The organism is Sinorhizobium sp. FG01 (genome assembly GCF_002531875.1).
Taxonomy (GTDB): domain Bacteria; phylum Pseudomonadota; class Alphaproteobacteria; order Rhizobiales; family Rhizobiaceae; genus Sinorhizobium; species Sinorhizobium fredii_C.
Window position 1 is genome coordinate 514,580 of sequence record NZ_NWTB01000003.1, and the last position, 21,490, is coordinate 536,069.

Annotated in this window: 16 protein-coding genes; 5 read left to right on the forward strand and 11 right to left on the reverse strand. The window is 62.2% G+C overall.

What is annotated here, in order from left to right:
• Positions 1-2: 2 nt before the first annotated feature.
• The 3 genes from CO656_RS05190 to CO656_RS05205 form a co-directional block, all read right to left on the reverse strand.
• Positions 3-1,109 (reverse strand): endonuclease/exonuclease/phosphatase family protein, encoded by a 1,107-nt coding sequence (locus CO656_RS05190; RefSeq protein ID WP_097525009.1) that lies wholly within the window; start codon positions 1,107-1,109, stop codon positions 3-5.
• A 194-nt stretch (positions 1,110-1,303) separates the two neighbouring features.
• A complete protein-coding gene (locus CO656_RS05195; protein ID WP_037423483.1) occupies positions 1,304-1,747 on the reverse strand; it encodes a TIGR02594 family protein in 444 nt (147 codons plus the stop codon).
• Positions 1,748-2,627: 880 nt separating this feature from the next.
• Positions 2,628-5,546 (reverse strand): calcium-binding protein, encoded by a 2,919-nt coding sequence (locus CO656_RS05205; protein ID WP_179864703.1) that lies wholly within the window; start codon positions 5,544-5,546, stop codon positions 2,628-2,630.
• 896 nt (positions 5,547-6,442) lie between these two features.
• On the opposite strand from CO656_RS05205, the gene CO656_RS05210 reads away from it, so the two are divergent.
• On the forward strand, positions 6,443-7,507 hold the full coding sequence (locus tag CO656_RS05210) for a LuxR C-terminal-related transcriptional regulator (protein WP_234819698.1): 1,065 nt from the start codon (positions 6,443-6,445) through the stop codon (positions 7,505-7,507).
• A 33-nt stretch (positions 7,508-7,540) separates the two neighbouring features.
• Here CO656_RS05210 and csgH read toward each other — a convergent pair whose 3' ends face one another.
• On the reverse strand, positions 7,541-7,843 hold the full coding sequence (gene csgH, locus CO656_RS05215) for a curli-like amyloid fiber formation chaperone CsgH (RefSeq protein WP_037423407.1): 303 nt from the start codon (positions 7,841-7,843) through the stop codon (positions 7,541-7,543).
• Between the two features lie 176 nt (positions 7,844-8,019).
• Positions 8,020-8,379, reverse strand: a complete 360-nt coding sequence (locus tag CO656_RS05220; protein WP_037423405.1) for a hypothetical protein — start codon at positions 8,377-8,379, stop codon at positions 8,020-8,022.
• 770 nt (positions 8,380-9,149) lie between these two features.
• Between CO656_RS05220 and CO656_RS05225 the strand changes: the two genes are divergently transcribed.
• Complete coding sequence (locus CO656_RS05225; RefSeq protein WP_234819699.1) at positions 9,150-10,139, forward strand: hypothetical protein; 990 nt, start codon at positions 9,150-9,152, stop codon at positions 10,137-10,139.
• 471 nt (positions 10,140-10,610) lie between these two features.
• Here CO656_RS05225 and CO656_RS05230 read toward each other — a convergent pair whose 3' ends face one another.
• The 3 genes from CO656_RS05230 to CO656_RS05240 form a co-directional block, all read right to left on the reverse strand.
• Complete coding sequence (locus CO656_RS05230) at positions 10,611-12,350, reverse strand: TRAP transporter large permease subunit (RefSeq protein WP_097525013.1); 1,740 nt, start codon at positions 12,348-12,350, stop codon at positions 10,611-10,613.
• Positions 12,347-13,015, reverse strand: a complete 669-nt coding sequence (locus CO656_RS05235; protein ID WP_050988330.1) for a TRAP transporter small permease subunit — start codon at positions 13,013-13,015, stop codon at positions 12,347-12,349. The genes CO656_RS05230 and CO656_RS05235 overlap by 4 nt, the downstream gene beginning before the upstream one ends.
• A gap of 74 nt (positions 13,016-13,089) precedes the next feature.
• Positions 13,090-14,232 (reverse strand): TRAP transporter substrate-binding protein, encoded by a 1,143-nt coding sequence (locus CO656_RS05240; protein ID WP_097525014.1) that lies wholly within the window; start codon positions 14,230-14,232, stop codon positions 13,090-13,092.
• A gap of 258 nt (positions 14,233-14,490) precedes the next feature.
• Here CO656_RS05240 and CO656_RS05245 point away from each other — a divergent pair, with 258 nt between their 5' ends.
• Both CO656_RS05245 and CO656_RS05250 read left to right on the forward strand, forming a co-directional pair.
• Positions 14,491-15,831, forward strand: coding sequence for a sorbosone dehydrogenase family protein (locus CO656_RS05245; protein ID WP_097525081.1), 1,341 nt, complete (start codon positions 14,491-14,493; stop codon positions 15,829-15,831).
• A gap of 174 nt (positions 15,832-16,005) precedes the next feature.
• Entirely contained in the window at positions 16,006-17,778 is a 1,773-nt protein-coding gene (locus CO656_RS05250; RefSeq protein ID WP_097525015.1) for a tetratricopeptide repeat protein, read from the forward strand.
• Positions 17,779-17,828: 50 nt separating this feature from the next.
• Here CO656_RS05250 and CO656_RS05255 read toward each other — a convergent pair whose 3' ends face one another.
• The gene (locus CO656_RS05255; protein ID WP_037386615.1) at positions 17,829-18,161 is read right to left on the reverse strand and encodes a hypothetical protein; all 333 of its coding nucleotides are present in this window, start codon (positions 18,159-18,161) and stop codon (positions 17,829-17,831) included.
• Between the two features lie 41 nt (positions 18,162-18,202).
• Positions 18,203-19,240: a cell division protein FtsZ gene (gene ftsZ, locus CO656_RS05260; RefSeq protein ID WP_097525016.1), complete on the reverse strand. Its 1,038-nt coding sequence runs from the start codon at positions 19,238-19,240 to the stop codon at positions 18,203-18,205.
• A 307-nt stretch (positions 19,241-19,547) separates the two neighbouring features.
• Between ftsZ and CO656_RS05270 the strand changes: the two genes are divergently transcribed.
• On the forward strand, positions 19,548-19,742 hold the full coding sequence (locus CO656_RS05270) for a hypothetical protein (RefSeq protein WP_037386619.1): 195 nt from the start codon (positions 19,548-19,550) through the stop codon (positions 19,740-19,742).
• Between the two features lie 15 nt (positions 19,743-19,757).
• Here CO656_RS05270 and CO656_RS05275 read toward each other — a convergent pair whose 3' ends face one another.
• Positions 19,758-21,470: an HAD-IIB family hydrolase gene (locus CO656_RS05275; RefSeq protein WP_097525017.1), complete on the reverse strand. Its 1,713-nt coding sequence runs from the start codon at positions 21,468-21,470 to the stop codon at positions 19,758-19,760.
• Between the last annotated feature and the right edge of the window lie 20 nt (positions 21,471-21,490).

A 21,490-nucleotide genomic window follows, 5' to 3' on the forward strand; every position in this document is an offset into this window, starting at 1 on the left:
CGTCAGATGTCCAGCGTCATGACGACCGGGCAATGGTCGGAGGCCTTCGGCCGGTCCCAGCCGGTGCGCGGATAACGCTTCACCTCCTGCCCCGCGGGAAAGATCGTCCGGAAAGGCTGGCCGGCGCGGACGATCTCCGGAATACGGCCGGCATTGCGCCGCGCAAGCGCCGGCGACAGCCAGATATAGTCGAGCTGGCAGAGGTGCCGTTCCTCCGGACCGCGGCTGTGGAAGAGTGTCCAGCGGTCGAGCACCGGTCGTCTCGACATGGGATTCTCGACGAAGCCGTCACGGCTGAGAATATCGAGGGCGCTCGCCTCTTCCTGGCTCGGCACGAATTCGTAGCCGTTGCGGCGGTCGCCGAGGATGACGACCTTCTCCTGATAATCATTCATGTCCCCACAAATGGCGAACATCTTGTCCGCCGCATGGCCGCGGCCGAAGCGGCTTTCGATGATATGGCGCACCGCCTTCGCCTCGGCTTCGCGAATGGCCATGGTTGCCCGTCGGCCGTCGAGGCCGTCGCGCGCCGGTCCCATCGATTTGAAATGCACCACATAGAGCGTCAGCGGCCGGCCGCCGATCCTCAGATCCACTTCCAGGCAGTCGCGCTTGAAGATGCGATCGCGTGGGCGGTTGGTCAAAGCCAGTTCGTCGTTGAAGAGGCCGACATCCTCATAGGTCAGCGCCGCATGGCTCTTGACCTCGAGGCATTCGATTTTCTGCCCGTCGCGCGTCTCCTCGCGCATCAGAACCGCCACGTCGATGCCGCGCGAATCGTTGCCCTCGATCAGATGCTTCTGCCGGTATCCGTTGCCGACCATGCGGAAGAGGTAGCCATATTCGAAGGCCTGCAAGGCCGCCATGTTGTCCGCCTCCTGCAGGCAGAGAATGTCGGCATCGCAGTCGGCGATGGCAAGCGCCGACATCTGTCGCGTGTCGTCGGTGTGGGCGATCGTGCGCGCCTCCTCCAGCCGCTGATACTCCGCCTCGCTCCGCACATCGAAAAGCCTCAGCACCCGGTCCTGCTTGAGTTGGTTGCGGAAGCCGGAAAAGTCGAACCGGCTCAGAAGGTTCTCGATATTGAACGTGGCGAGGCGAAGCGACATCGGGCCATCCGCAGTTGGAGACGCCGCGGAGATTAGAGCATTTTGCAGTCAGGTGGAAACACCTGACGTCGCACAAATGCGGCAAAAACAAACAGATAGAGCGGCAGCGAACGTGCAAGCGCATCCCGCTCCTCATGCGGGATGAGCAAGAAGGCAACCCGCCCATCGGCGTCCGATATCAACCGACGTCCGTCCTAACGTCTCACGGCGACCACCTGGCCGCGGCTGAAATAGGACAGTTGCACCCTCCCCGATTGATTGCCGCCGATCACCCGGGCCGTCGATTTCGACAGCGCGGACAGGATACCGACATGGTAGTTCCGGCCGGTTCTGACCACGATGACGTCGCCCGGGCGGGCATAGGAAAGTTTGATCGGTGCACCGAACCTCAGCCACGACCGCGCAAAACTATAGCTCTGCGGTGGTTGACGACCGGCTTTCCGGGCGATCATGCCCATGAAGTGTCCGCACCAGGGCGTGCGTGCCGGATTGATGCCGAGGGCGGCACGCAGCCGCTTGTTGTTCTTGACCTCGTGCAGTCCTGCATATTGCTGGGCCTGGGCCAGCATGCCTGCGGACGCGGTCTCCGGTGATGTAAGCGCGACAAATGCCGCAGTCAGAAACGCCACAACCTTCATGATTCGGGTCTCCTTTGTGCGCGGACCGGCCTCATGCCGGCTTGCGCCGCTCTGCGTCTCCGACCATCGCACCGGGTTCGCCTTCCTCCGGCACGCAAATTTCTGCGCGCAAAGAGCCACCCGCGCTCGGGAAGCGTCCCTGGCGCGCGAACGAAAGCTCCGGTATCAAAGGGCTAGAGCGTCCTTAATCGAGGCGCGCGACAAACCCCGGCCAAGCCTGGGAGGTCGAAACTTTGCATGGCTCCGCCCGAGAGCGGTACCGCACTACGGCGCCGCGTCTTGTCAGACGCGCAAAGGTCGCCGTAGCACTTTGAATTCCTGCATGTCTTTGTCCCTATCGAGTCGATTTAAGGAGACATGCAGCAGCAACCACGCAAACTACACCACGCCTTCGCTACGACGTACGAAAGACTCTCTAGCGCTTTGAGGCTGCACGTCTTCTGTCGCCGGAAGCCCGGTTGCCGGTTCCAGCTTGAAGTTGCAGCCGGCCTGCGAACTGCAATGGCCGTGCCCCAACCTGATGGCGGTCGCTCAACGAGAGATGAAATTCCCCTGCCAGCCGTTGGTCAGCGGGCAGGACTTTGCCGGTGAGGTGCAGCGAAATTGTGGCAGAGATCGCGCCCAAGATGCGAGAGGCGCGCATTTCTCTATCGGACTCGCGGGATTGGCCCAAAAATGGCGCGTCCTCATCGCGAAGCACCGGGATTTTGTGCACGTGCAATTGCCCGGGGCCACCGGCGTTGCGCGCGGCCGGCGCTGAAATGAGCGCCGCCATTGCGTCTCAGCAAATGCCAAGCTCATTCGCTTGCGACACGACGAATGAGGGGCGGGATGCAGCCATCCCGCCCCTTTCGTGATCAGCCCGGGTAAGCGAAGCCGCTTAGAACAGCGAGAAGTCGCTGGTCGAAAGCGTCGTGACACCCTTGAGGATCGCCACCAGTTCGAGGTCCGCCTCGGTGCCCTTGCCGTCGGCGTCGAACCACAGCCGGCCGTTGTCGCTTTCGAACAGGAAGGTACCCTTGCTGCTCGTCGCCACCGGATCGGCGCCGACGACGAGCGTGACGGTCGCGTCGGCGGCGGCAATGCCGTAGTCGCTTTTGTCGATCACCAGCTTGTCCTGGCCGCGGGTGAAGTCGGTGATGACGTCGCCCTCGCCGTCCCGGCCGGAGCGGTCGAAGACGAACAGGTCGTTGCCGGCACCGCCGGTCAGCCAGTCGTCGCCGGCGCCGCCGTTCAGTCGGTCGACACCAGCGCGACCGTCGAGAACGTCGTCGGCCCCGCCGCCGTTGAAGGTATTCGCAAGGGCATCGCCGCGGATGACATCGTCATTGGCGCTGCCGTTGATGATCTCGAAATTTTTCACCGTCAGGCCCTGCGCCATGCCCCTGTTCGAGGCCTGGCTCTGAAGGTCAAGCACGACCGAGATGTCGCTGGTGTCCTTGAACGAGAGCGTGTCGGTGCCGATGCCGCCGTCGAAGACATCGGTTCCGGTGAAGACGGTGCGCGTCAGCGTGTCATTGCCGGCGTCGCCGAACAGGCTGTCGCTGCCGGCGCCGTCGGTGAGCACGTCATGGCCGTCGCCGCCGCGCAGCGTGTCGTTGCCGCCATTGCCCTCGAGCCGGTCGCCGAGCTTGCCGCCGGTGATCGTGTCCTTGCCGGCGCTGCCGAGATAGTTCAGCACCTCGAACGCCTTGAAGGAGGTGGTCGCATCGACGGTGGCGCTGCCGGTTGCGAAGCTGAAGGCGATGTCCTTCGTCTGGTTGCTTGCATCAAGGTCGAGCGTGTCGGTACCGGCACCGCCATCGGCCGTGTCGCCGATCCCGGCATAGACGCGGTCGTTGCCGTCTTCGCCGGAGATCTTGTCGCGGCCGCCGTAGAAACCGACGCCGTCGCCGGAGAGCGTGTCGTTGCCGAGACCGCCGGTCAGCGTGTCGTTGCCGAGATTGCCGGCAAGCACGTCGTCGCCGGCGCCGCCGGTCAGGCTGTCGTGGCCGATGCCGCCGTGCAGCGCGTCATTCAGCGCGCCGCCGACAAAGACGTCGTTGCCGCTGCCGCCGACGAGTTTCACCCGCTCGATGTTCTTGACCGTCACCGGCGCATTGCTGACGCTGACCGAGGGGGCGAGCTTGAAGGTGATGCCGGCCGTGTATTTGGAGAAATCGATCGACGCGAAGTCAGTACCGGTGCCGCCTTCGAGCGTCAGCTTGCCGGTCGATGCGCTCCGCGCGAACGAGTCGTTGCCGGTGCCGAGATCGATCGTGTTGTGACCAATCACGCTGCCGCTGTCGCCGACGCTGACCGTGTCGTCGCCGTCGCCGGCCTTGATGACATTGGTGCCGCCAAAGTCGATGAGGCGGTCATGGCCAGCACCTGAAGAAAGATTGTCGTTTCCGGTGCCGCCATCAAGCACGTCGGAGCCGGCGGTGCCGATCAGCGTGTCGTTGCCGGCATAGCCGGAGAAATTGACGCTTTGGGCAGTGCCGACCGACTTGACGACGTCATTGCCGGAGCCGAAGAGCACCTGGTAGCGCTCGAAATTCTTGATCGATGTGCTCTCCGACAGAGTGGCGCTGGCACCCGTTGCAGAGAAGCTCAGATCCGCCGTAGCCGTGCGACGGTCGACGGTCACGTGGTCTGTCCCGAGACCGCCGTCGCCCTTGTCCGCCCCGCCATCGCCCAGTTCAACCCGGTCGTTGCCGTCGCCGGCAACGACGCTGTCCTTGCCGAGACCGCTCTTGACATGATCGTCACCGGCACCGGCATTGACGATGTCGTCGCCCGCCGCGCTGTCGATGATGTCGGTGCCGGTGCTGGTGGTGATCGTGTTGGCACTCGTTCCAGTCGCGGTGATGGTGTAGTTCTCCATGCCGATGAAGGTGGTGCCGCCGGCGAGCGTGTTGACCAGCGTCGCCGCCTTGGCGGCGAAATTGCCGGTAAAGTTCGTCAGCACCAGGCGGTCATTGCCGCCGGCATCGGTGATCGTGTCCTTGCCCTCGCCGTAGCGGTAGGTGATCGTGTCGTTTCCTGCCCCGCCCTCGACCTTGTCGTCGCCGGCACCGCCATCCAGCGAGTCGTTGCCGACGTCACCGAAGAGACTGTCAATGCCGATACCGCCGGATACGGAATCGTCGCCGGTGCCGCCGCGAACATCGTCATTGCCGGCGTCGCCGGAAAGAAAGTCCATTCCCTGGTCGCCGGTGAGAATATCGTCATCGTCATCGCCGTTGATGAAATCCGTGCCATAGCCACCCTTCAGCGTGTCCTTGCCGAGCCCGCCCATCAGCAGGTCTGCGCCGCGACCGCCGGTCAGCTTGTCGTCGCCGGCCCCGCCGGTGAACATGTCGCTATAGTTGCCGCCGGTGATCGTATCGGCGAAATCGGTCCCGGTGATGCTGAAGGCTTCGACATTGGTGGTCTTGATATTGCCGACCAGCGTCTGCGGGGCGATCCAATCCTTGATCGCGATGTTCACGCCAGCGGTAAGGTCGGAATAATCGACCATGAGACGATCAGTGCCCGAACCGCCGTCAGCGATGTCGCCGGCGCCGGAAAGCGGCACGTCGGCCATGATCGTGTCCTGACCGGAGCCGCCATAGACGGTATCGCTTTCGTCGCCGCCGTCGAGAAAATCATTGCCGCTGTTGCCGTTCAGCGTGTCCTTGCCCGTATCGCCCAAGATAAAATCGTCCTGGAACGAGCCGCTGAGAGTATCATTGCCTCCGAGGCCGATAATCTGGTCAGCGCCGAAATTGCCGTTCAGCGTATCGGCGCCGTCCGTACCCATTATATTTGTTGCCATTAGTATCTCCTGAGGATTTCTGACATAGAAACTCCGTTCGCCGGCAGCGTGCGGCGTCGAAGCGAATTGAACTTTTTGAAATTGCTGCCGCAGCTGGGAAATGGCGGCATGCGGTTGGAATGTGCTTGGTTAACTGATTTTGATCATCGCTAGTCTATCTCCTCGTCTCCGGACGACTTACGTCCATGTCCGCCATATTGTTCATTAAAAGACGGCGCGGTGTTCCCATGGAAACAGCCGGAAAAGCGAAAGGGACTCTACTCCAACGTGCAGGGTGAATGCCGGTCGAAAAGAGCTTGAACGGTCTGATCAGGTGGATGGCATCAGCACAGCGCCAGCCCCTCTAGCAGTGCTCCACCCCTTTGTCGTAAGGCCGAAGTTCCTCGATCGGGTTTCCGTCGCATTGCGGTGCAGCATTCGCTAAATACCTGAAACCGCTGGCAGGCCTGACGGCCATCCGCGACGTCGCGCGTCCATTTGTTGCGGTGCAACGCAACTCCTCCACCGGAATCCCAAGATTATTCTGGAGGAATTGCTAAAATACCTGTATCTTTCGAGCTAGATCGTCCCCGGGGAGGGGGAAAGTTCCCGCGGATTGAACGAAGAGATAAGACTAATATCTGCTCTACCGCGCCCGGATCAACGTCTTCGGGCCAGCATATTCATGTTCTGCAACAGTGACATTCTGAGTCTTCTTTAACGCCCTGCGAAAGCAGACATTTTTCTATTAGAGGCCGATTGCTGGCTCACCTATTCATCTCGAACAAATTGTGAACTAAAGTTTAATTGCGTGTGTCGACATTGAAAGGGGCGTTTTGTAACCGGAGTACTGGACGATGTCGGATGCGTACCAAGACAAGTTACTACTTAGCCTCATTCAAGCAATTTACGAAACGGTGTTACTGCCTTCCGCCTGGGATCGAATTGTCGCGGATCTCACGAAACTGGCACGGGCAGAATCGGGCGCCATCCTCGGTTTCGAGGGGCTCGACAACAGGAAAATCAGCCTCGCCGTCAAAGGCGTGCAGAGATCGGCTCTGCTCGACGTCGATACGCTCTCGGCGCTGGACGAAGCGACGCTCGCGATGGGCTTGGGAGCGATTGCGACATTGCCGGTAACGCTGGCGAACAGAGCGCCTTGGTCATCCGCCTTGCGGCGCTGCTTCGGCGAGGATGGCAAAATCATCGTTCTGCTCGTGTCGAAGGAAGGAAGCCGGCGAATTGTCGTCGCCTGTTTTTTCCCGCACGCTGCCGACAATCATCTGGCGATCGCCGCCGAAACGCTGATGAAGGTTCTCCCGCATTTCCAGACGGCATTCGCTTTGCAGAAAGCGATGGTCAACGAACGGGAAAGGTCGACCCGCACCGAACGGGCGCTCAGAAGCTGCGCCACCTCGTCGGCCATCGTCACCGCTGATCTTCGCGTCAAATTCGCCAATCGCCGCTTCGGCCGCTTCGTCGATGCCTCCGGCTCCTTCATCGAGTTCCGGGACGAGGTGCTCGAGTTCCAGGACGAGGAGCTTCAGTCGGAGGTCGAGGATCTGATCGAACAGGCGCGCGTCAACAAGCACGATCACCACCTGCGCTGGGCGAAGAGCAAGCGAACCGGCGTGAGCTGGATTGTCAGCGTCGATTTCCTGTCGTTCGGCAGTGACACCTACCGGTTCGGCAATGTTTTCTCGAGCAATGAGCCGAGCTTTCTGCTGACGATCCGGGAATTGAGCCGGAACACCTTGCTCACTCCCGACGACATCAAGACGGTGTTCGGGCTCACGCCGACCGAAGCTGCCCTGGTCCACTCGCTTGCCAACGGCGACGCGCCGTCCGACATCGCGAAGCGCCGGGGCGTTTCCAAGAACACCGTCCATAATCAGCTCGCTTCGGCGATGGGACGGCTCGGCGTGCGCCGGCAGGCACAGCTCCTGAGTTCGCTCGCCGTTCTCTCGTTTTTCACCAAGTGACGGCACGGTGCGCTCCGAGGAGTGGACCTGGCATCACGGAACCGAACTTTCGCACAGCAGCGTCCCGTCGGCGGCATAGACGGACAGGCGGGCCGTCCATACGTCGGGCGCGGTACTGACCAGGATCGTCGATAGCTCCTGCCGTCCCGCCTGTTCGCTCGCGAACGCGCCCGCTTGCACATTCGTGGACGATCCCGTCGTTACCTTGAAGTGGTAGGTCCCGGTCTCCGTCCAGTCGCTGTGCAGCGTCGCAACCAAGGAGGTCAGAGTATTGGTTCTGGAATGTTCTATGACACATTCGATCGGGGCATAAGCAACTGTATCCAGGCTGATCATGGCCTCGTCTCCCGCGCGTTGATTTCACGATGGAGGACCGGCCGCGCTACAGCGCCGCGCGTCCCGTTAGGCGCGCAAAGGTCGCTGTAGCCCTTTGAAAGGCTGCCTGTCGTTGTCCTTAAAGCGAGGTCGATCTAAGGAGACATGCAGTAGGCGGCCGGTCGATCGAAAATCGATCAGTCCTGCACCGTTATGGAGAGGTTCCCCTCGCCGTCTTGATGGGTCAGCGACTTGTTGCCCCAGCCGAACTGGAACGTGCCGGAGGCGTTGTACTTGCCCTTCTGCAAGGTGATCGACTTGTGGTGCTTTCCAAACTGCGCCGTTCCGGAAATGTTGCCGGTGCCCTTCTGGACCGACACGGACTGGTTACCCTTGCCGACTTGTCCGGTGCCGGAGAAGTTGCCCCAGCCCGACTGGCCGGTAGCGGACATATTGCCGAAGCCCGATTGGCTCGTGACCGATACGTTGTTCCCGGCATAAGCCGAGGAAACGGTGGAGAATGCGAGAAGTGCGGATATTGCGAGTGCCTTGAGCATGACCTGTCTCCCACATGGACGCCATCATGGCGTGAGGAAACGGTCGCAGAATTGGGCTTCTTAGTACTCATGAACATAAGACTAGAAGGAGGATACACTTCCAGCAGGCATTACGAGTTTCATAACAGAAGAATATGCTCAATCATGCAGATATATAGTGAAACAATACCATAGGCATCATAGCAACTCATCAACTCCCACGTTAATCGACTTTGAGATTTGCAATCTGGATTAGGCTTGGCCCGGCCGTCTTCGGCCGCGCCTTCTCAGGCTGGACGAAGTCAAGCAACGCCACTCTTTCTTTACCAATTGCTGAAATACTGCCGACGAACGCCTTGTTCGCCTCGAGATGGATCCGCCAACCGCGGAAAATCCAAGCGGCACGACTGAGCAGTACCGAGTATCAGTTGCTAAGGGGAAACGTTCTGAACGCGGACGATCTGGAGCGGCATCCCTCGAACGAGGAGTCGCACGGCAATGTCACCCCATTCCTTGCTCGATTGCCGGGCCGCTTCGCCGGTGTCTTGGTCATCGTCGTCTGTTGGCAGCAGTCAACCAACGTGCGGGCAGACGAGTCGACAACAGCGATGCTAACCTCGGGACACGCCCCGACTTTCTCCTGGGATTTTGGCGCCAGGTGGGAAGACGTCGACACGCCGGACCTATTCTCAAATGTCATCTTTCCGGGCACGTCCGGGCAACTCGAGCCCCCCGATACCATCGGCCTCAGAACGAACCTCTCATTCCGGCTGCCGCTGCAGGATGCGGGGATGGGCCCCTTTTTCCTCGAATGGGATGCAGCGCTCTCTCGTGCAAGCGGCTCCTCCAGCAGGGTCGTGCAGCCGACGGGCAGCGGCTTCGACCTCGCCGCCGGCGAACCAGCCGGTGGGATCATCTCTCTGGCGACTGTTGGCGATATCGGGGGCGCGACCGCGGCCGGCACGATCCATTTCAAGGATAGTTCGGGCGACCCCGCCCGGATCATGGCCTTCGCCCATTCGCCGGCCGGCGACAATGCCATCACGCAATATGCCACCAGCGGCACACAAACGGGCGCCGCCTTCCTGGCTCTGGTCACCAGCGGCGATACATCGTCGGCCGCCGCTTACGCAGCCTTTGCGGATGATCGAGGTCTGTTCTTCCAAGCGCTCGGCGACCTCGACGGAACTGTCGTGAAATCGACGGTCGAGCAACGGGCGCGCCATTTCGATCAGACGCTCTGGCTCGGAGCTGCCCTTGAACTTGGAAACGGCTGGACGGTCACGCCGAGGCTCGGCCCCACCTACCGGTCGACAAGGCAGGACACCACCTTTCGAACGGAAGTCGACATCGCCGAGAGCATCATGTCGGGCGCCTCAATTCCGGCAATCGGCTATCAGGAGAGGGTCAACGTCTCCGCCGACTATTACGGCGTCCTCGCCGGTTTCAGCGCAGAAACGCCCGTGACCGAAAACCTCCTGCTTCGGATCAATGTCAGCGGCGGCGCTGCGCATTACCGGGCTCGCCTCGACAATCGCGCCACGGCAATCTTCCCGGAAGCCGACATCACGTTTTCCTCAAGCGAGCTAGGACGGCGCGGCGGTACTTTCCTCGCCGACGCCAGCGCCGTAATAATCCTATCGTCACGCGAAAGCTTCTCCTTGAAGTTCGAAGCCGGCACGAGTTTCCTTGCGGACACGCCGATCTACCGGTCAGGCAAGCTCGGGACAGAGAGCACGCAGAGCTACTATCTGGCTGTCGGGCTGGAACATCGGTTCTGACGAAGGGGCGTGGTGGCCAGCTGAACTGGTGGGCTCTTCGGTGATTGCAACAACGCGCCGCAGCCATCAGATCTCGCGCGTTTCGATAGCATGGCCACCGCCAATATATGCACCAGGTTGCGCAAGATTCGATCGTGCATCGTTACAATTCGCCCTGAAAAGTTACTGGACCGAATCTCCTGATCTGGCGAATATGAACCTGCAAATCAGGGAATTGATTTCAGTAGCAATTTAGATCAGAGCTCGCTGGGAAAGCGAGCTCTGATTGGAGAAGGGAACCGGTTGAGCTCGCGGCGGCTCTCGGGGAAACGTGCTGATCGGTAGCCCACGCACTCACGGGCGGGCGCGACATTGCCGCCAAAACAACTGCGCCATAGGTGGGACATTTCACCGCATTCTTGAAGGGCTCGCTTGCTGACGGCGGGCCCTTCCCTTCTTCAAGGCATCGGTAAACAGCGCTTGCGACTTCCCTCAACCGTAGAGGTAGTTCGGCAACCACAGCGTCATGCCAGGCCAGACATACATGATGATCATGCAGAGGATGACTATCAGCATGTAGGGCATCATGCCCGCGAAGATCTGCCTGAGCGTAACATGCGGCGGGGACACGCCTTTGAGATAGTAGGCGGACATGGCGACCGGCGGCGACAGGAAGGCCGCCTGGAGATTGACGAAGACGAGAACGCCCCAGACGATCGGATCAATGTCGAAGTGCCGGAGCATCGGCAGGAAGATCGGCACGAAGATGATGATGATCTCCGTCCATTCCAGCGGCCACCCCAGAATGAAGATGATCGCCTGCGACAGGATCATGAATTGCAGCGGCGTGAGATCGAGCGCAAGCACCCATTGCTCGACCAGCGCCTGGCCGCCGAGGATCGCGAAGACTGCGGAGAACAGCGCCGAACCGACGAAGAGCCAGCAGACCATCGCCGTCGTTTTCGCCGTCAGGAACACCGCCTCCTTGGTTCGCTTCCAATTGAGCGTTCCTGCCTGCAAGGCGAGCAGAAACGCCCCGGCCGCCCCGACCGCAGCGGACTCCGTCGCTGTCGTGATGCCGAAGAGGATGACGGCGAGCACGACGATGGTGAGGATGGCGAGCGGCATGACCGAGGAGACCAGGAGTTTCACCACCTGCAGCCGCTCCGCGGTCATGTTGCGGTAATAGCGGACGATGAGGATCAGCGCCACCGCTGCCGCCAAGCCGAACCACAGGTAGAAGCTCGTGGCCGGTCCGTCGGCGGCGGCCGGCCCGGCATCGGCCGCAGGTGCTCCGAGTTCCTCCAGCCCCTCCGGCGCTTCGGTTTCGACCGCCTGCGGATGAATAACCACGTACCACCACACAAGCGCCAGCGTGGCCGCAGTCAACAGAAAGGGGACGAGCGCTGCAAAGGCATTCTTGAAGAGCTTCCAATAGGTAAATCGCCCTTCCTCCGTCTCGATCGCCAATGCCCGCCGCGGCGAGACGAGGGCGGTGAAAAGCCCGGCCAGCATGTTGCGCGAATAGAGCGCCTCGAAACGCCTCATCCAGACCGGCACGGGGACACGTGTTTCTTCTTCCGGCAGGGCCGGCGCGATCTTCGGATTGAGCGCCGCCCAGCCAAGAACATAGGCAAGATAGAGAAGAGCCAGGAAGAAGCCGGGGAACATCGTCGCGGCATAGAGCTTGACCACCGACTGCCCGGCAACCGCCGCATAGACGATGATCATCACCGACGGCGGGATTAGGATGCCGAGCGTGCCGCCCGCGGTGATGACGCCGGAAGCGAGTTTCACGTCGTATCCGGCGCGCAGCATCGGGTTCATGGCGATCACGCCCATCAGCACGACCACCGCACCCACCAGGCCGCTGGCGATGCCCCAGAATGTGCAGATGATCAGCGTCGTCACAGCGAGCGAGGCCGGCACGCGCCGGAAGGAAAGCTGGACGCTGTAGAACATCTTGTCGACGAGGGCGCCGCGCTCCATCACGTATCCCATCAGCACGAAGAGCGGGATGCAGATCAGCACGTCGTTGGTCATCGCGCCATAGGTGCGCTGGACCATGAGATCGAACACGCGATTGTCGATCCAGTGCTCGGCGGGATTGTAGAAGGCATAGAAGCCGAAGACCATTCCGAGCCCCATCAGCGTGAACGCCGTTGGAAATCCCATCAGGATCACGACGACGATCAGCATCAGCATGGTCAATCCGAGAAACGGATCGCTCACGGCTCCTCCTCTCCCTTGAGGCCGCGCTGCCGCGCCGCTCTGTCGATGTCCTGCGCCCGCTCGATCGCCGCCTCGCGCGCCTCCAGGTCGACATGCTCGCTATGGGCAAGCTGCTCGGCGACCACGTCCATCTCCTCGACGTCCTCCATCCTGCGCGGCCATTCGCCGGTCCTCAAACAGGCGATGCAGCGCACGATCTCGGCGAACCCCTGCAGCATCACGAGGGCGCCGGCCACCGGAATGACCGTTTTGAAATAGTAGATCGGCGGCCCTTCCGCCGTCACGGTCGAGTGTTCGCGGATCCGCCAGGAAAGGGCGGCGTAATCGTATCCGGCATAGACGAGGGCGGCGACGCCCGGCAGAAAGAACAGGATGTAGAGCGCGAGATCCAGCGCGGCCTGCGTGCGGGGTTTCAGCGAACTGTAGATGAAGTCACCGCGCACATGGGCGTTCTGCGCCAGCGCATAGGCACCCGCCAGCATGAACAGGCTGCCGTAGAGCATGTTGCTCGCATCGAAGATCCAAGCGGTCGGCGCGTTCAGGATGTAGCGCTTGAACACCTCGACGCAGACAAGCGCCATCAGCCCGATGATCAGCCACGCGGCAGCCTTGCCGACCCACACGCTGATCTCGTCGATCCTGATCAGAAAACGCTGGACGTCCACGCGCTCCCCCAATGCCCCCTGCTCCGATCACGCGTCTCCGGCATCTGGCCGGGGACGCGTGAAGGGTGAAAAGATCAGAGCGACTTTGCCACCCCGTCCTTTCCGAAATAATGGTCGAATGCCAGCCGCCGGCCGACGACGGTGTCCTGTTCCCATCGCGTCGCGCGCTCGGCAAAGGCGATCTGGGACTGGATGACCTCCTTGAACAGCGGGTTTTCCGCCGACTTCTTCTTCACCACCTCGTCATAAACTTCGAGCTGTCTCTTCAGGATCGCTTCCGGTGTCTTGTAGAACTTGACCTGATCGGTGGTCTGCATCGCCACATAGTCGCGCGAATAGCGGTCGATCGCTTTCCAGTGCATGTCCTGCGAAGCGGCTTCCGCCGCATTGGTGATGATCGCCTTTACCTGTTCCGGCAACTGATCGTAACGGGCCTTGTTGAACAGGACTTCGAACTGCTCGGCATTCTGGTGATAGCTCTGCAGCATGCAGATCTTCGATACGTCCGGGAACCCGAGCACCCGGTCGGACGAGGCATTGTTGAACTCCGCCGCGTCGAGCAGGCCGCGATCGAGCGCGGCGACGATCTCGCCGCCCGGCAAGGCGTTGACCGCCGCGCCGAGCCCGGTGAAGACGTCGATCGAAATGCCGACGGTACGGAATTTGAGGCCCTGGATATCTTCGGCCTTGGCGACCGGCTTCTTGAACCAGCCGAGCGGCTGCGTCGGCATCGGTCCGTAGAGGAACGAAACGACGTTGGCGCCGATCGATTCATAGAGCTTGGCGAGCAGGTCCTTGCCGCCGCCATATTTGTGCCAGGCGAGCAGCATGTTGGCGTCCATGGCAAAGCCCGGCCCGGAGCCCCAGAGCGCCAGCGCCGATTGCTTGCCGTAGTGGTAGGCGACGACGCCATGGCCGCCGTCAAGCGTCCCTTGCGATACCGCGTCGAGCAGGCCGAAGGCCGGCACGACGGCGCCTGCCGGCAGCACCTCGATCTTCAGGTCGCCGCCGGTCATGTCGTTGACCTTCTTGGCGAAATCGATTGCGAACTCGTGAAAGATATCCTTTGAGGGCCAGGTGCTTTGCCAGCGCATGTTCACCGGCCCTTGCGCCTTGACGACGCTGGGCGCCGCGACTGCCGCTGCGCCGGCCATGGCAGCGCCGCTCAGGAATTGGCGGCGCGACGTTTTCCCCCGAGTCCGGGTTCCTTGCTTCATGTCTTCCTCCCAGAGCCTGCGCTTGTTGGGAACAGTTTTCCGCAGGCTAATCAAAGTTCTAAGAGGCTGCACGCCCACTGCGAGGCGTTGCGCCCCCGTCATTTTCGAGCTGTTTCCGAGAATACTCCCGAATGCGGCCCCACGCAAAGATTGCAGGAACAAGTCGGGAACGATGCTGTTTGATGCCCCGACAAGGAATATTGCGAAGCGGCCGCGCGTCTAACGACGAAGCGGCACATGCGTTCCGAGGACATCGCGATGAAGACCCGCCTCCCGCTCGACTTACTCATCATCATCCTCTTGGGCAGCCTCATCGCGGGCTGCACCAGCGTCTCCGCGCAGCGAACCGGCGCAATCGCCGGCAGCATCGGCTACGGCCCGAACCCGACTCTGCCGAAGCCGAGACCGACGCTGATCCCGACGATCAGGATTGCCGAGGCGAAAGGCTGGCAGAGCGGTACGATGCCGACGCCGGCGAAGGGGCTGAGGGTGAACGCCTTTGCGACCGGCCTCGACCACCCGCGCTGGCTGCATGTGCTGCCGAACGGCGATGTGCTGGTCGCCGAAAGCAACGCCCCGGAAAAGAAGAACAGCGGCTTCAGCCTGCGCAAGCTGGTCATGGGAGCCGCGATGAAGCGCGCCGGTGCCGCGACGAAAAGCGCCAATCGCATCACGCTGCTGCGCGACACGGACGGCGACGGTGTCGCCGATCTGCGCCGGCCCTTCCTCGAGGGGCTCAATTCGCCCTTCGGCATGACGCTCTCGAACGGCAGGCTTTACGTCGCCAACACCGACGCGCTGGTCGCCTTCCCCTATAGGAGCGGCCGGACGCGGATAACCGCGAGGCCGGAGAAAGTCGTCGACCTGCCCGCGGGCGATCTGAACCACCATTGGACGAAGGATGTGATTGCGAGCCCCGACGGTCGCAAGCTCTACGTCACGGTCGGCTCCAACAGCAATGTCGGGGAGAACGGCATGGCAGTGGAGAAGAACCGTGCCGCCGTCCTCGAGGTCGACCGGACGAGCCGCAGCACCCGCGTATTCGCCTCGGGGCTGCGCAACCCGAACGGGCTCTCCTGGAATCCCGAAAGCGGCGATCTCTGGGTCGCCGTCAACGAGCGGGACGAGATTGGCGACGATCTCGTCCCGGACTACATGACCTCAGTCCGCGCCGGCGGCTTTTATGGCTGGCCCTACAGCTATTTCGGCCAGAACGTCGATCAGCGGGTCAAGCCGCAGCGCCCGGACCTTGTCGCCAGGGCGATCAAGCCCGATTACGCGCTTGGTTCACATACGGCGTCGCTCGGACTGACATTCTCCAAAGGCGCCTCGCTGGGTCCGAGCTACCGCAACGGCGCTTTCGTCGGCCAGCACGGTTCCTGGAATCGGAGCGTCTACAGCGGTTACAAGGTCGTCTTCGTCCCGTTCCGCAACGGCAAGCCGAACGGTCCGCCGAGGGACGTCCTCACCGGCTTCATCGGCCGCGACAACAAGGCCATGGGTCGGCCCGTCGGCGTCGTTATCGACAGGAAGGGCGCCCTGCTCGTTGCCGACGACGTCGGCAACGTCATCTGGCGGGTGAGCCGCCGCGGGAAGTGACACCTGCTCAGAGCGTTGCGATATCACTTCACAGCCGCACCTGCGATTGCTAGGCTTTGCCAGCGGGATAAGGACTGCAGTGTTCGCCATTCCCGCCGCCCAATCGGGATCGATCGTACCCATGAGTTGGATTGGCCAAGGCCCATCACCGCAGCACATCCGGGAGGTTGCCGCATGAGGCGGCTGGCGGCGATCCTGGACGCCGACGTCGTCGGCTATAGCCGTTTGATGGGGCTCGACGAGGCCGGAACCTTCAAGGCGCTGAAGACCTGCCGCAGTTCGCTGATCCTTCCGACGATTGCCGCGCATAGAGGCCGGATCGTGAAGCAGACGGGCGACGGATTGCTGGCGGAGTTCGCGAGCGTCGTCGATGCCGTCGGCTGCGCAATGGCGATCCAGGAGATGATGCTGCAGCACAAGGAGGAGATCAATGGCCGGCGTCTGGAGCTGCGTATCGGCATTCATCTTGGCGATGTCATTGTCGAGGACGACGACATTCACGGCGATGGCGTCACCGTCGCAACGCGTCTCCAGGAAATTGCTCCGCCCGGGGGCATCTGCGTTTCGCGGCAGGTTCATGATCAGGTCGCATCTAAGCTTGACTTCCCGGCCGTCGATTGCGGCAAGCGAAAGCTCAGCGACGCACATGGTCCCATTCGCATCTGGCGGTGGCAACCGGGCGGAGCGCCCGAACAGTCCCCCGCCGCACCGCCGCCGGACGAACAGCCGGTACCAGGGCGCCAGCGCCCGTCGATCGCCGTCCTGCCCTTCGTCAATCTCTCCAGCGTCGGCGAGCAGGAGCATTTTTCCGATGGCTTCACCGAAGAGCTGATCGCCACGCTCGCCCGCTGCCGCTGGCTGAGGGTCGTCGCCCGCAACTCATCGTTCAGCTACAAGGGCAAGTCCGTCGACGTCAGGAAGGTGGCCGAGGACCTCGGCGTCAAATACGTCATCGAAGGCAGCGTTCGCCGTTCCGGCGACCGCATCCGCATAACCGCGCAACTGCTGAGCGGGGAAAGCGGCATGCTGCTCTGGGCGGAGCGCTACGACCGTACGCTCGACGACATTTTCGTGCTCCAGGACGAGATCGCCGGCCAGATCACCGGCACCATCGAGCCGGAGCTCGGGATGATCGAATTCGCCGCACTGCGCGGTCATACGGCCGCCGACATGGATGCCTGGAACATCTATCTGAAGGGCCTCTGGCACCTCTACAAGTTCAACCTCGACGACTTGAAGATCGCCAAGCAGCTCTTCGAGCGTGCCGTAGAACTCGAGCCCAGTTTCGCCCAGGCCCATGCGCGGCTTGCCTATGTCCATATTCAGCTCGGCTGGTACGGCCCTCTGGACGAGCGGGCCGAGCGCATCGCCGATGCCACCCGGCTTGCCGAGCGGGCAATCGCCCTCGACAGCCGCGAGCCCGCCGCGCACCTGGCGCTCGGCCGGGCGCTGGCGCTCGGCGGCCAGCCGGAGCGCGGCATCGACCATCTGCGCAACGCCCTTCGGCTCGACGCGAGCTTCGCCCAGGGCCACTTCGCCCTCGGCCAGGCGCTTTGCTATGTCGATCGTCCGGAAGAAGGCATCGCCGCGATCAGCGAGGCTTTTCGGTTGAGCCCGCGCGATCCGCATCTCTGGACCTTCCACAACATGCTGGCGATCGCCCACTACCAGGCGGGCCGACTGGCAGAATCGGCGGCCGCCGCCCGCGCCTCGCTGCGGCAGGAAAACGTCACCTTCTGGCCGGCCATGGTGCTGGCGGCTGCCATCGGCGCCGAAGGACCGGGCGGAGAAGCGAGCGAAGCGGTCGCCGCCCTCCTCTGCCGCCGACCGGACATGACCGCCGACAAGGCGCGGGCCGAATTCTATTTCGGCAATGTGCCGGCCATGTCGGAGGATTTCATCGACCGTTTTGTCGAAGATCTGCGGCGGGCAGGCTTGCCGGAGTAAGAGCTTCGCTAGGCTGAGGTTCGGTACGAACTCCTCAGTATTCTTGCGACTTAACGAAGTTCGACAAGCATCTCGGACACAATGTCTTTGACCTGGCCATGAAGGTAGGGGTTTGCGAGTTTATGAATCGCAGTCGCAATCGTTTCCTCATGCTCCAACTCGAACCTGATATCCTCGCGGACCTCGACAAGATTTGCCCAGGCCTCGACGGCGTGTTCGTCGACTTCGCCCTTTTCGAATCGCCTTAAAATAACGGCAACATCGTCACGTTTCAGCGTGATAACTGTATCCGAATCCCAAGGCAGCTCGGAGAGTGCGGCTCTTAAGTCAGACAGGGATCTATCGAACTGTATGAGCGAAGCGAGGACAGCTCGTCTGTTCATGATCTTGGCTGCACGTAAACTTGCGAGAGAAATACGCTCCTTTACTGCAGCGTGCGAATCGGCGCGGCCGTCTGGCCATTCATCGCCTCGGGCGCCGCTGCCTCGGTGCTGCGGGCGGCACTGTCGAGGCCGGTCGCAACGACCGAGACGCGGAAGGTGCCGTCGAGGCTGCGGTCGAAGATCGCGCCGACGACGATGTCGGCCTCGTCATAGACCTCCTCGCGGATGCGGGTCGCCGCCTCGTCCACCTCGAAAAGCGTCATGTCCATGCCGCCGGAGATCGACACCAGCACGCCCTTGGCGCCGCGCATCGAGACCTCGTCGAGCAGCGGATTGGCGATCGCCGCCTCCGCCGCCATCATCGCCCTGCCCTCGCCAGCCGCCTCGCCGGTGCCCATCATCGCCCGGCCCATGCCCTTCATCACCGTCTTCACGTCGGCAAAGTCGAGATTCATCAGGCCTTCCTTGACGATGAGGTCGGTAATGCAGCTGACGCCGGAATAGAGCACCCGGTCGGCGATCATGAAGGCGTCGGCAAAGGTAGTCTTGGCATCGGCGATGCGGAAGAGGTTCTGGTTGGGGATGACGATCACCGTGTCGGCGCTCTCGCGCAGCCGCTCGATTCCGAATTCCGCCGTCTGCATGCGCCGCTTGCCTTCGAAGCTGAAGGGCTTGGTGACGACCGCGACCGTCAGGATGCCGGCGCGCCGCGCCGCCTCGGCGATCACCGGCGCTGCGCCGGTGCCGGTGCCGCCGCCCATGCCGGCGGTGACGAAGCACATATGCGTGCCGCCGAGATGGTCCATGATCTCGTCGATCGATTCCTGCGCCGCCGCATTGCCGATATCCGGCAGCGAGCCGGCGCCAAGGCCCTCGGTAATGGCCGCGCCGAGCTGGATCCGCCGCGCCGCCTTCGACATCGCAAGCGCCTGCGCATCCGTATTGGCGGCAATGAAGTCGACGCCCTGCAGGTCTTCGGCGATCATGTTGTTGATCGCGTTGCCGCCGCCGCCACCGACGCCGATGACAGTGATTTTCGGGCGCATCTCCGTGATGATCGGCTTCTTGTACTCTGTCATGGCTCTTCTCCTTGGGCAGTTCCCCGGCCGTCGAAAGCTGCCCGTGCCCGGGAAACGCGATCGAATGCGGTGCGGCGCGAATCACGCGTCTTCATTCTAGGAATTCAAAAAGGCCAGGGAGAAGGCAAGAGGGGCGAAATCAAGGCGAGTCCACAGTTACGTGTAACTCGGGCGAACCATTATCCAGAGTGACAGCAGAAGTTGTAGCTCCCTCGGCTGCGGCAAACCTGCCGAACGAATCTTCCAGGAACAGGAAACTTTCCCGGACGTTGAGGATGACGTTCCGATCAGCGCAGGAGTGTCTGCAATGGGTGTCGAACAAGCCCCGACGGCAAAGGGCAAGAAAGCCGCAAGCGGCCTGCACAAGAGCGCCGCGAAAGAAGAGAAGAAGGTGGAAGCGCAAAAGGGATCCGATCTCGCCAAGGGCGCCGATCGCTTCGAAGAGCGTTCCAAAAGCTCCGACGGCAAAAGTGCCGGGACGAAGCAGAAGCCGAAACGGTAGAACGCCGTCGCCGCCTCAGTCCTTCCCCGACGCCGGTGCGGTGTAGCGCCGGCGCACGGCCTCCGCGAGCCTCTTCCGGCTCTCGGCAGGTGAGAGGGAACGGTCCTCTTCGATACCGGCCGCCTCCTGCGCCAAATCGGCATCGCCGATGCGCTCGCCGAACCATTTCGAGTAGTCGCCGGCCCTCAGATGATGTTCCCAGGTCTCGTCGTCGATCCCTTCGGCAATCTGCAGGAAGATGATCAGATTGTGGGCGCGCAGGTTCATCTTGTTCTCAGGACCGCGGAAATAGAAGCTCGCGTCCTCGCCGAGATGTCCCTCGGCATATTTGCGGGTGTGCCGCTTGCGCACCTGCTTCGGCTTTTCGGCCCGGATACGCTGCACCGGCGCGCCGGTCGCGCGTCGCCAGAAAAGCACCTCGTCCTCTTGATGGAGTTGATCGAGGCCGGCGGGCGGCGCCTCGCCGACGGCCGTGCAGAAGGTCTCGATCACTTCGCGGGCGCTCGGGCCGAGGGCGACCACTGCCGTCACCGCCGAAAGCGCCCTTGGCGAGACCGCGTCCGGATGCACGGTGATCATGATCGTTCCAGAGATGTCGTCCGAGAGCGCCAGCGACGCACTGTCGCGGGCCGCCGGCATCAGGTGATGAGCCTCGTCGATGATCAGCCAATGCGGCCTGCCCGTCCGGGCGCGAAGCGCCGACAGGCCCGGCATCAGCTTGGCGAAGAAGGAAGGCCGCTCCTTGAGCTCGAAGCCGAGCGCGCTCACGACCACATTGTCGTCTGGGTTGGCGAGGATTTCGAGCACCTGGCTCTCGGTCGGCGTGGTCGAACCGTTGCCCACGCTGACGGCGCCCTCGAGGTCCTCATAGTCGCCTTCCGGATCGAACACGCAGAACTGGAAGCGCCGCTCGCGCATACCCTCGGAAAGCGCCGTTGCCAGCGTCGACTTGCCGATGCCGGAACTTCCGGCGATCAGCAGCACGTCGAGCGGCCCGATGTCGACCGGACCGTCGTCGCCCTCGCCGAGCGGCACCTGGTGGCGCTGATTGGTGCAGAAGGCATAGTCGCGCTCGACGATCTCGGCGATCAACTCCTCGACGCCCTCGCCGCGGGCGCCTTCGAGCGCAAGATCGGCAGTCTCCTTCAGCGCCGGCAGAGCATTCGAAACCGCCGCGCCGCAGCCGCACATCCTCAAGAGCGCGTGGTCGTTCTCCGCATCGCCGACGGCCACGACGTTCAGGAATGAAAGCTGCATCTCCTTCAGCGCCGCCTTCAGGCCCGTCGCCTTGTTGACGCCGGTCGGAAGGATCATCACCGCGCCCTTATTGAAGATGATCTCGAGCTCGAGGCCGAGCTCATTGATGGCTTCGAGCGCGGCGGTCTGATGCGGCTCCCAGGTGGCGACGATCGAGCGCCCCACCGAGATATTGTCGACGCCCTTCTGCCGCAGCCGTTCGACGAATTCCGGCGGCGGCGCCGGTGCGATCGGCTTTTCCTCTTCGGTCTCGGGCGTGTAGAGCAAGGCGCCGTTCTCGACGACCACCTTGTCGAACAGATCCATGTTGGGAAAGACCCGCTTCAGGTCCGGCAACTCGCGCCCGGTGACGAGCAGCAGCTTGCGGCCCGTCTCTTTCAGCCGCTTGAGCGCTTCCAGCGTTTCCGCCCGAACCATGCCATTCTCGGCCAATGTGCCATCATAGTCCGTCGCAAGGGCCATGAAATACATGCGCGCCGCCTCTCTTGCCG

What these genes read in the sequence shown, in the direction of transcription:
- CO656_RS05190 (WP_097525009.1), bottom strand. Translation starts at nt 1,109, where the DNA reads ATGTCGCTTCGCCTCGCCACGTTCAATATCGAGAACCTTCTGAGCCGG.
- CO656_RS05195 (WP_037423483.1), bottom strand. Translation starts at nt 1,747, where the DNA reads ATGAAGGTTGTGGCGTTTCTGACTGCGGCATTTGTCGCGCTTACATCA.
- CO656_RS05205 (WP_179864703.1), bottom strand. Translation starts at nt 5,546, where the DNA reads ATGGCAACAAATATAATGGGTACGGACGGCGCCGATACGCTGAACGGC.
- csgH (WP_037423407.1), bottom strand. Translation starts at nt 7,843, where the DNA reads ATGATCAGCCTGGATACAGTTGCTTATGCCCCGATCGAATGTGTCATA.
- CO656_RS05220 (WP_037423405.1), bottom strand. Translation starts at nt 8,379, where the DNA reads ATGCTCAAGGCACTCGCAATATCCGCACTTCTCGCATTCTCCACCGTT.
- CO656_RS05225 (WP_234819699.1), top strand. Translation starts at nt 9,150, where the DNA reads ATGGGCCCCTTTTTCCTCGAATGGGATGCAGCGCTCTCTCGTGCAAGC.
- CO656_RS05240 (WP_097525014.1), bottom strand. Translation starts at nt 14,232, where the DNA reads ATGAAGCAAGGAACCCGGACTCGGGGGAAAACGTCGCGCCGCCAATTC.
- CO656_RS05245 (WP_097525081.1), top strand. Translation starts at nt 14,491, where the DNA reads ATGAAGACCCGCCTCCCGCTCGACTTACTCATCATCATCCTCTTGGGC.
- CO656_RS05250 (WP_097525015.1), top strand. Translation starts at nt 16,006, where the DNA reads ATGAGGCGGCTGGCGGCGATCCTGGACGCCGACGTCGTCGGCTATAGC.
- CO656_RS05255 (WP_037386615.1), bottom strand. Translation starts at nt 18,161, where the DNA reads ATGAACAGACGAGCTGTCCTCGCTTCGCTCATACAGTTCGATAGATCC.
- ftsZ (WP_097525016.1), bottom strand. Translation starts at nt 19,240, where the DNA reads ATGACAGAGTACAAGAAGCCGATCATCACGGAGATGCGCCCGAAAATC.
- CO656_RS05270 (WP_037386619.1), top strand. Translation starts at nt 19,548, where the DNA reads ATGGGTGTCGAACAAGCCCCGACGGCAAAGGGCAAGAAAGCCGCAAGC.
- CO656_RS05275 (WP_097525017.1), bottom strand. Translation starts at nt 21,470, where the DNA reads ATGTATTTCATGGCCCTTGCGACGGACTATGATGGCACATTGGCCGAG.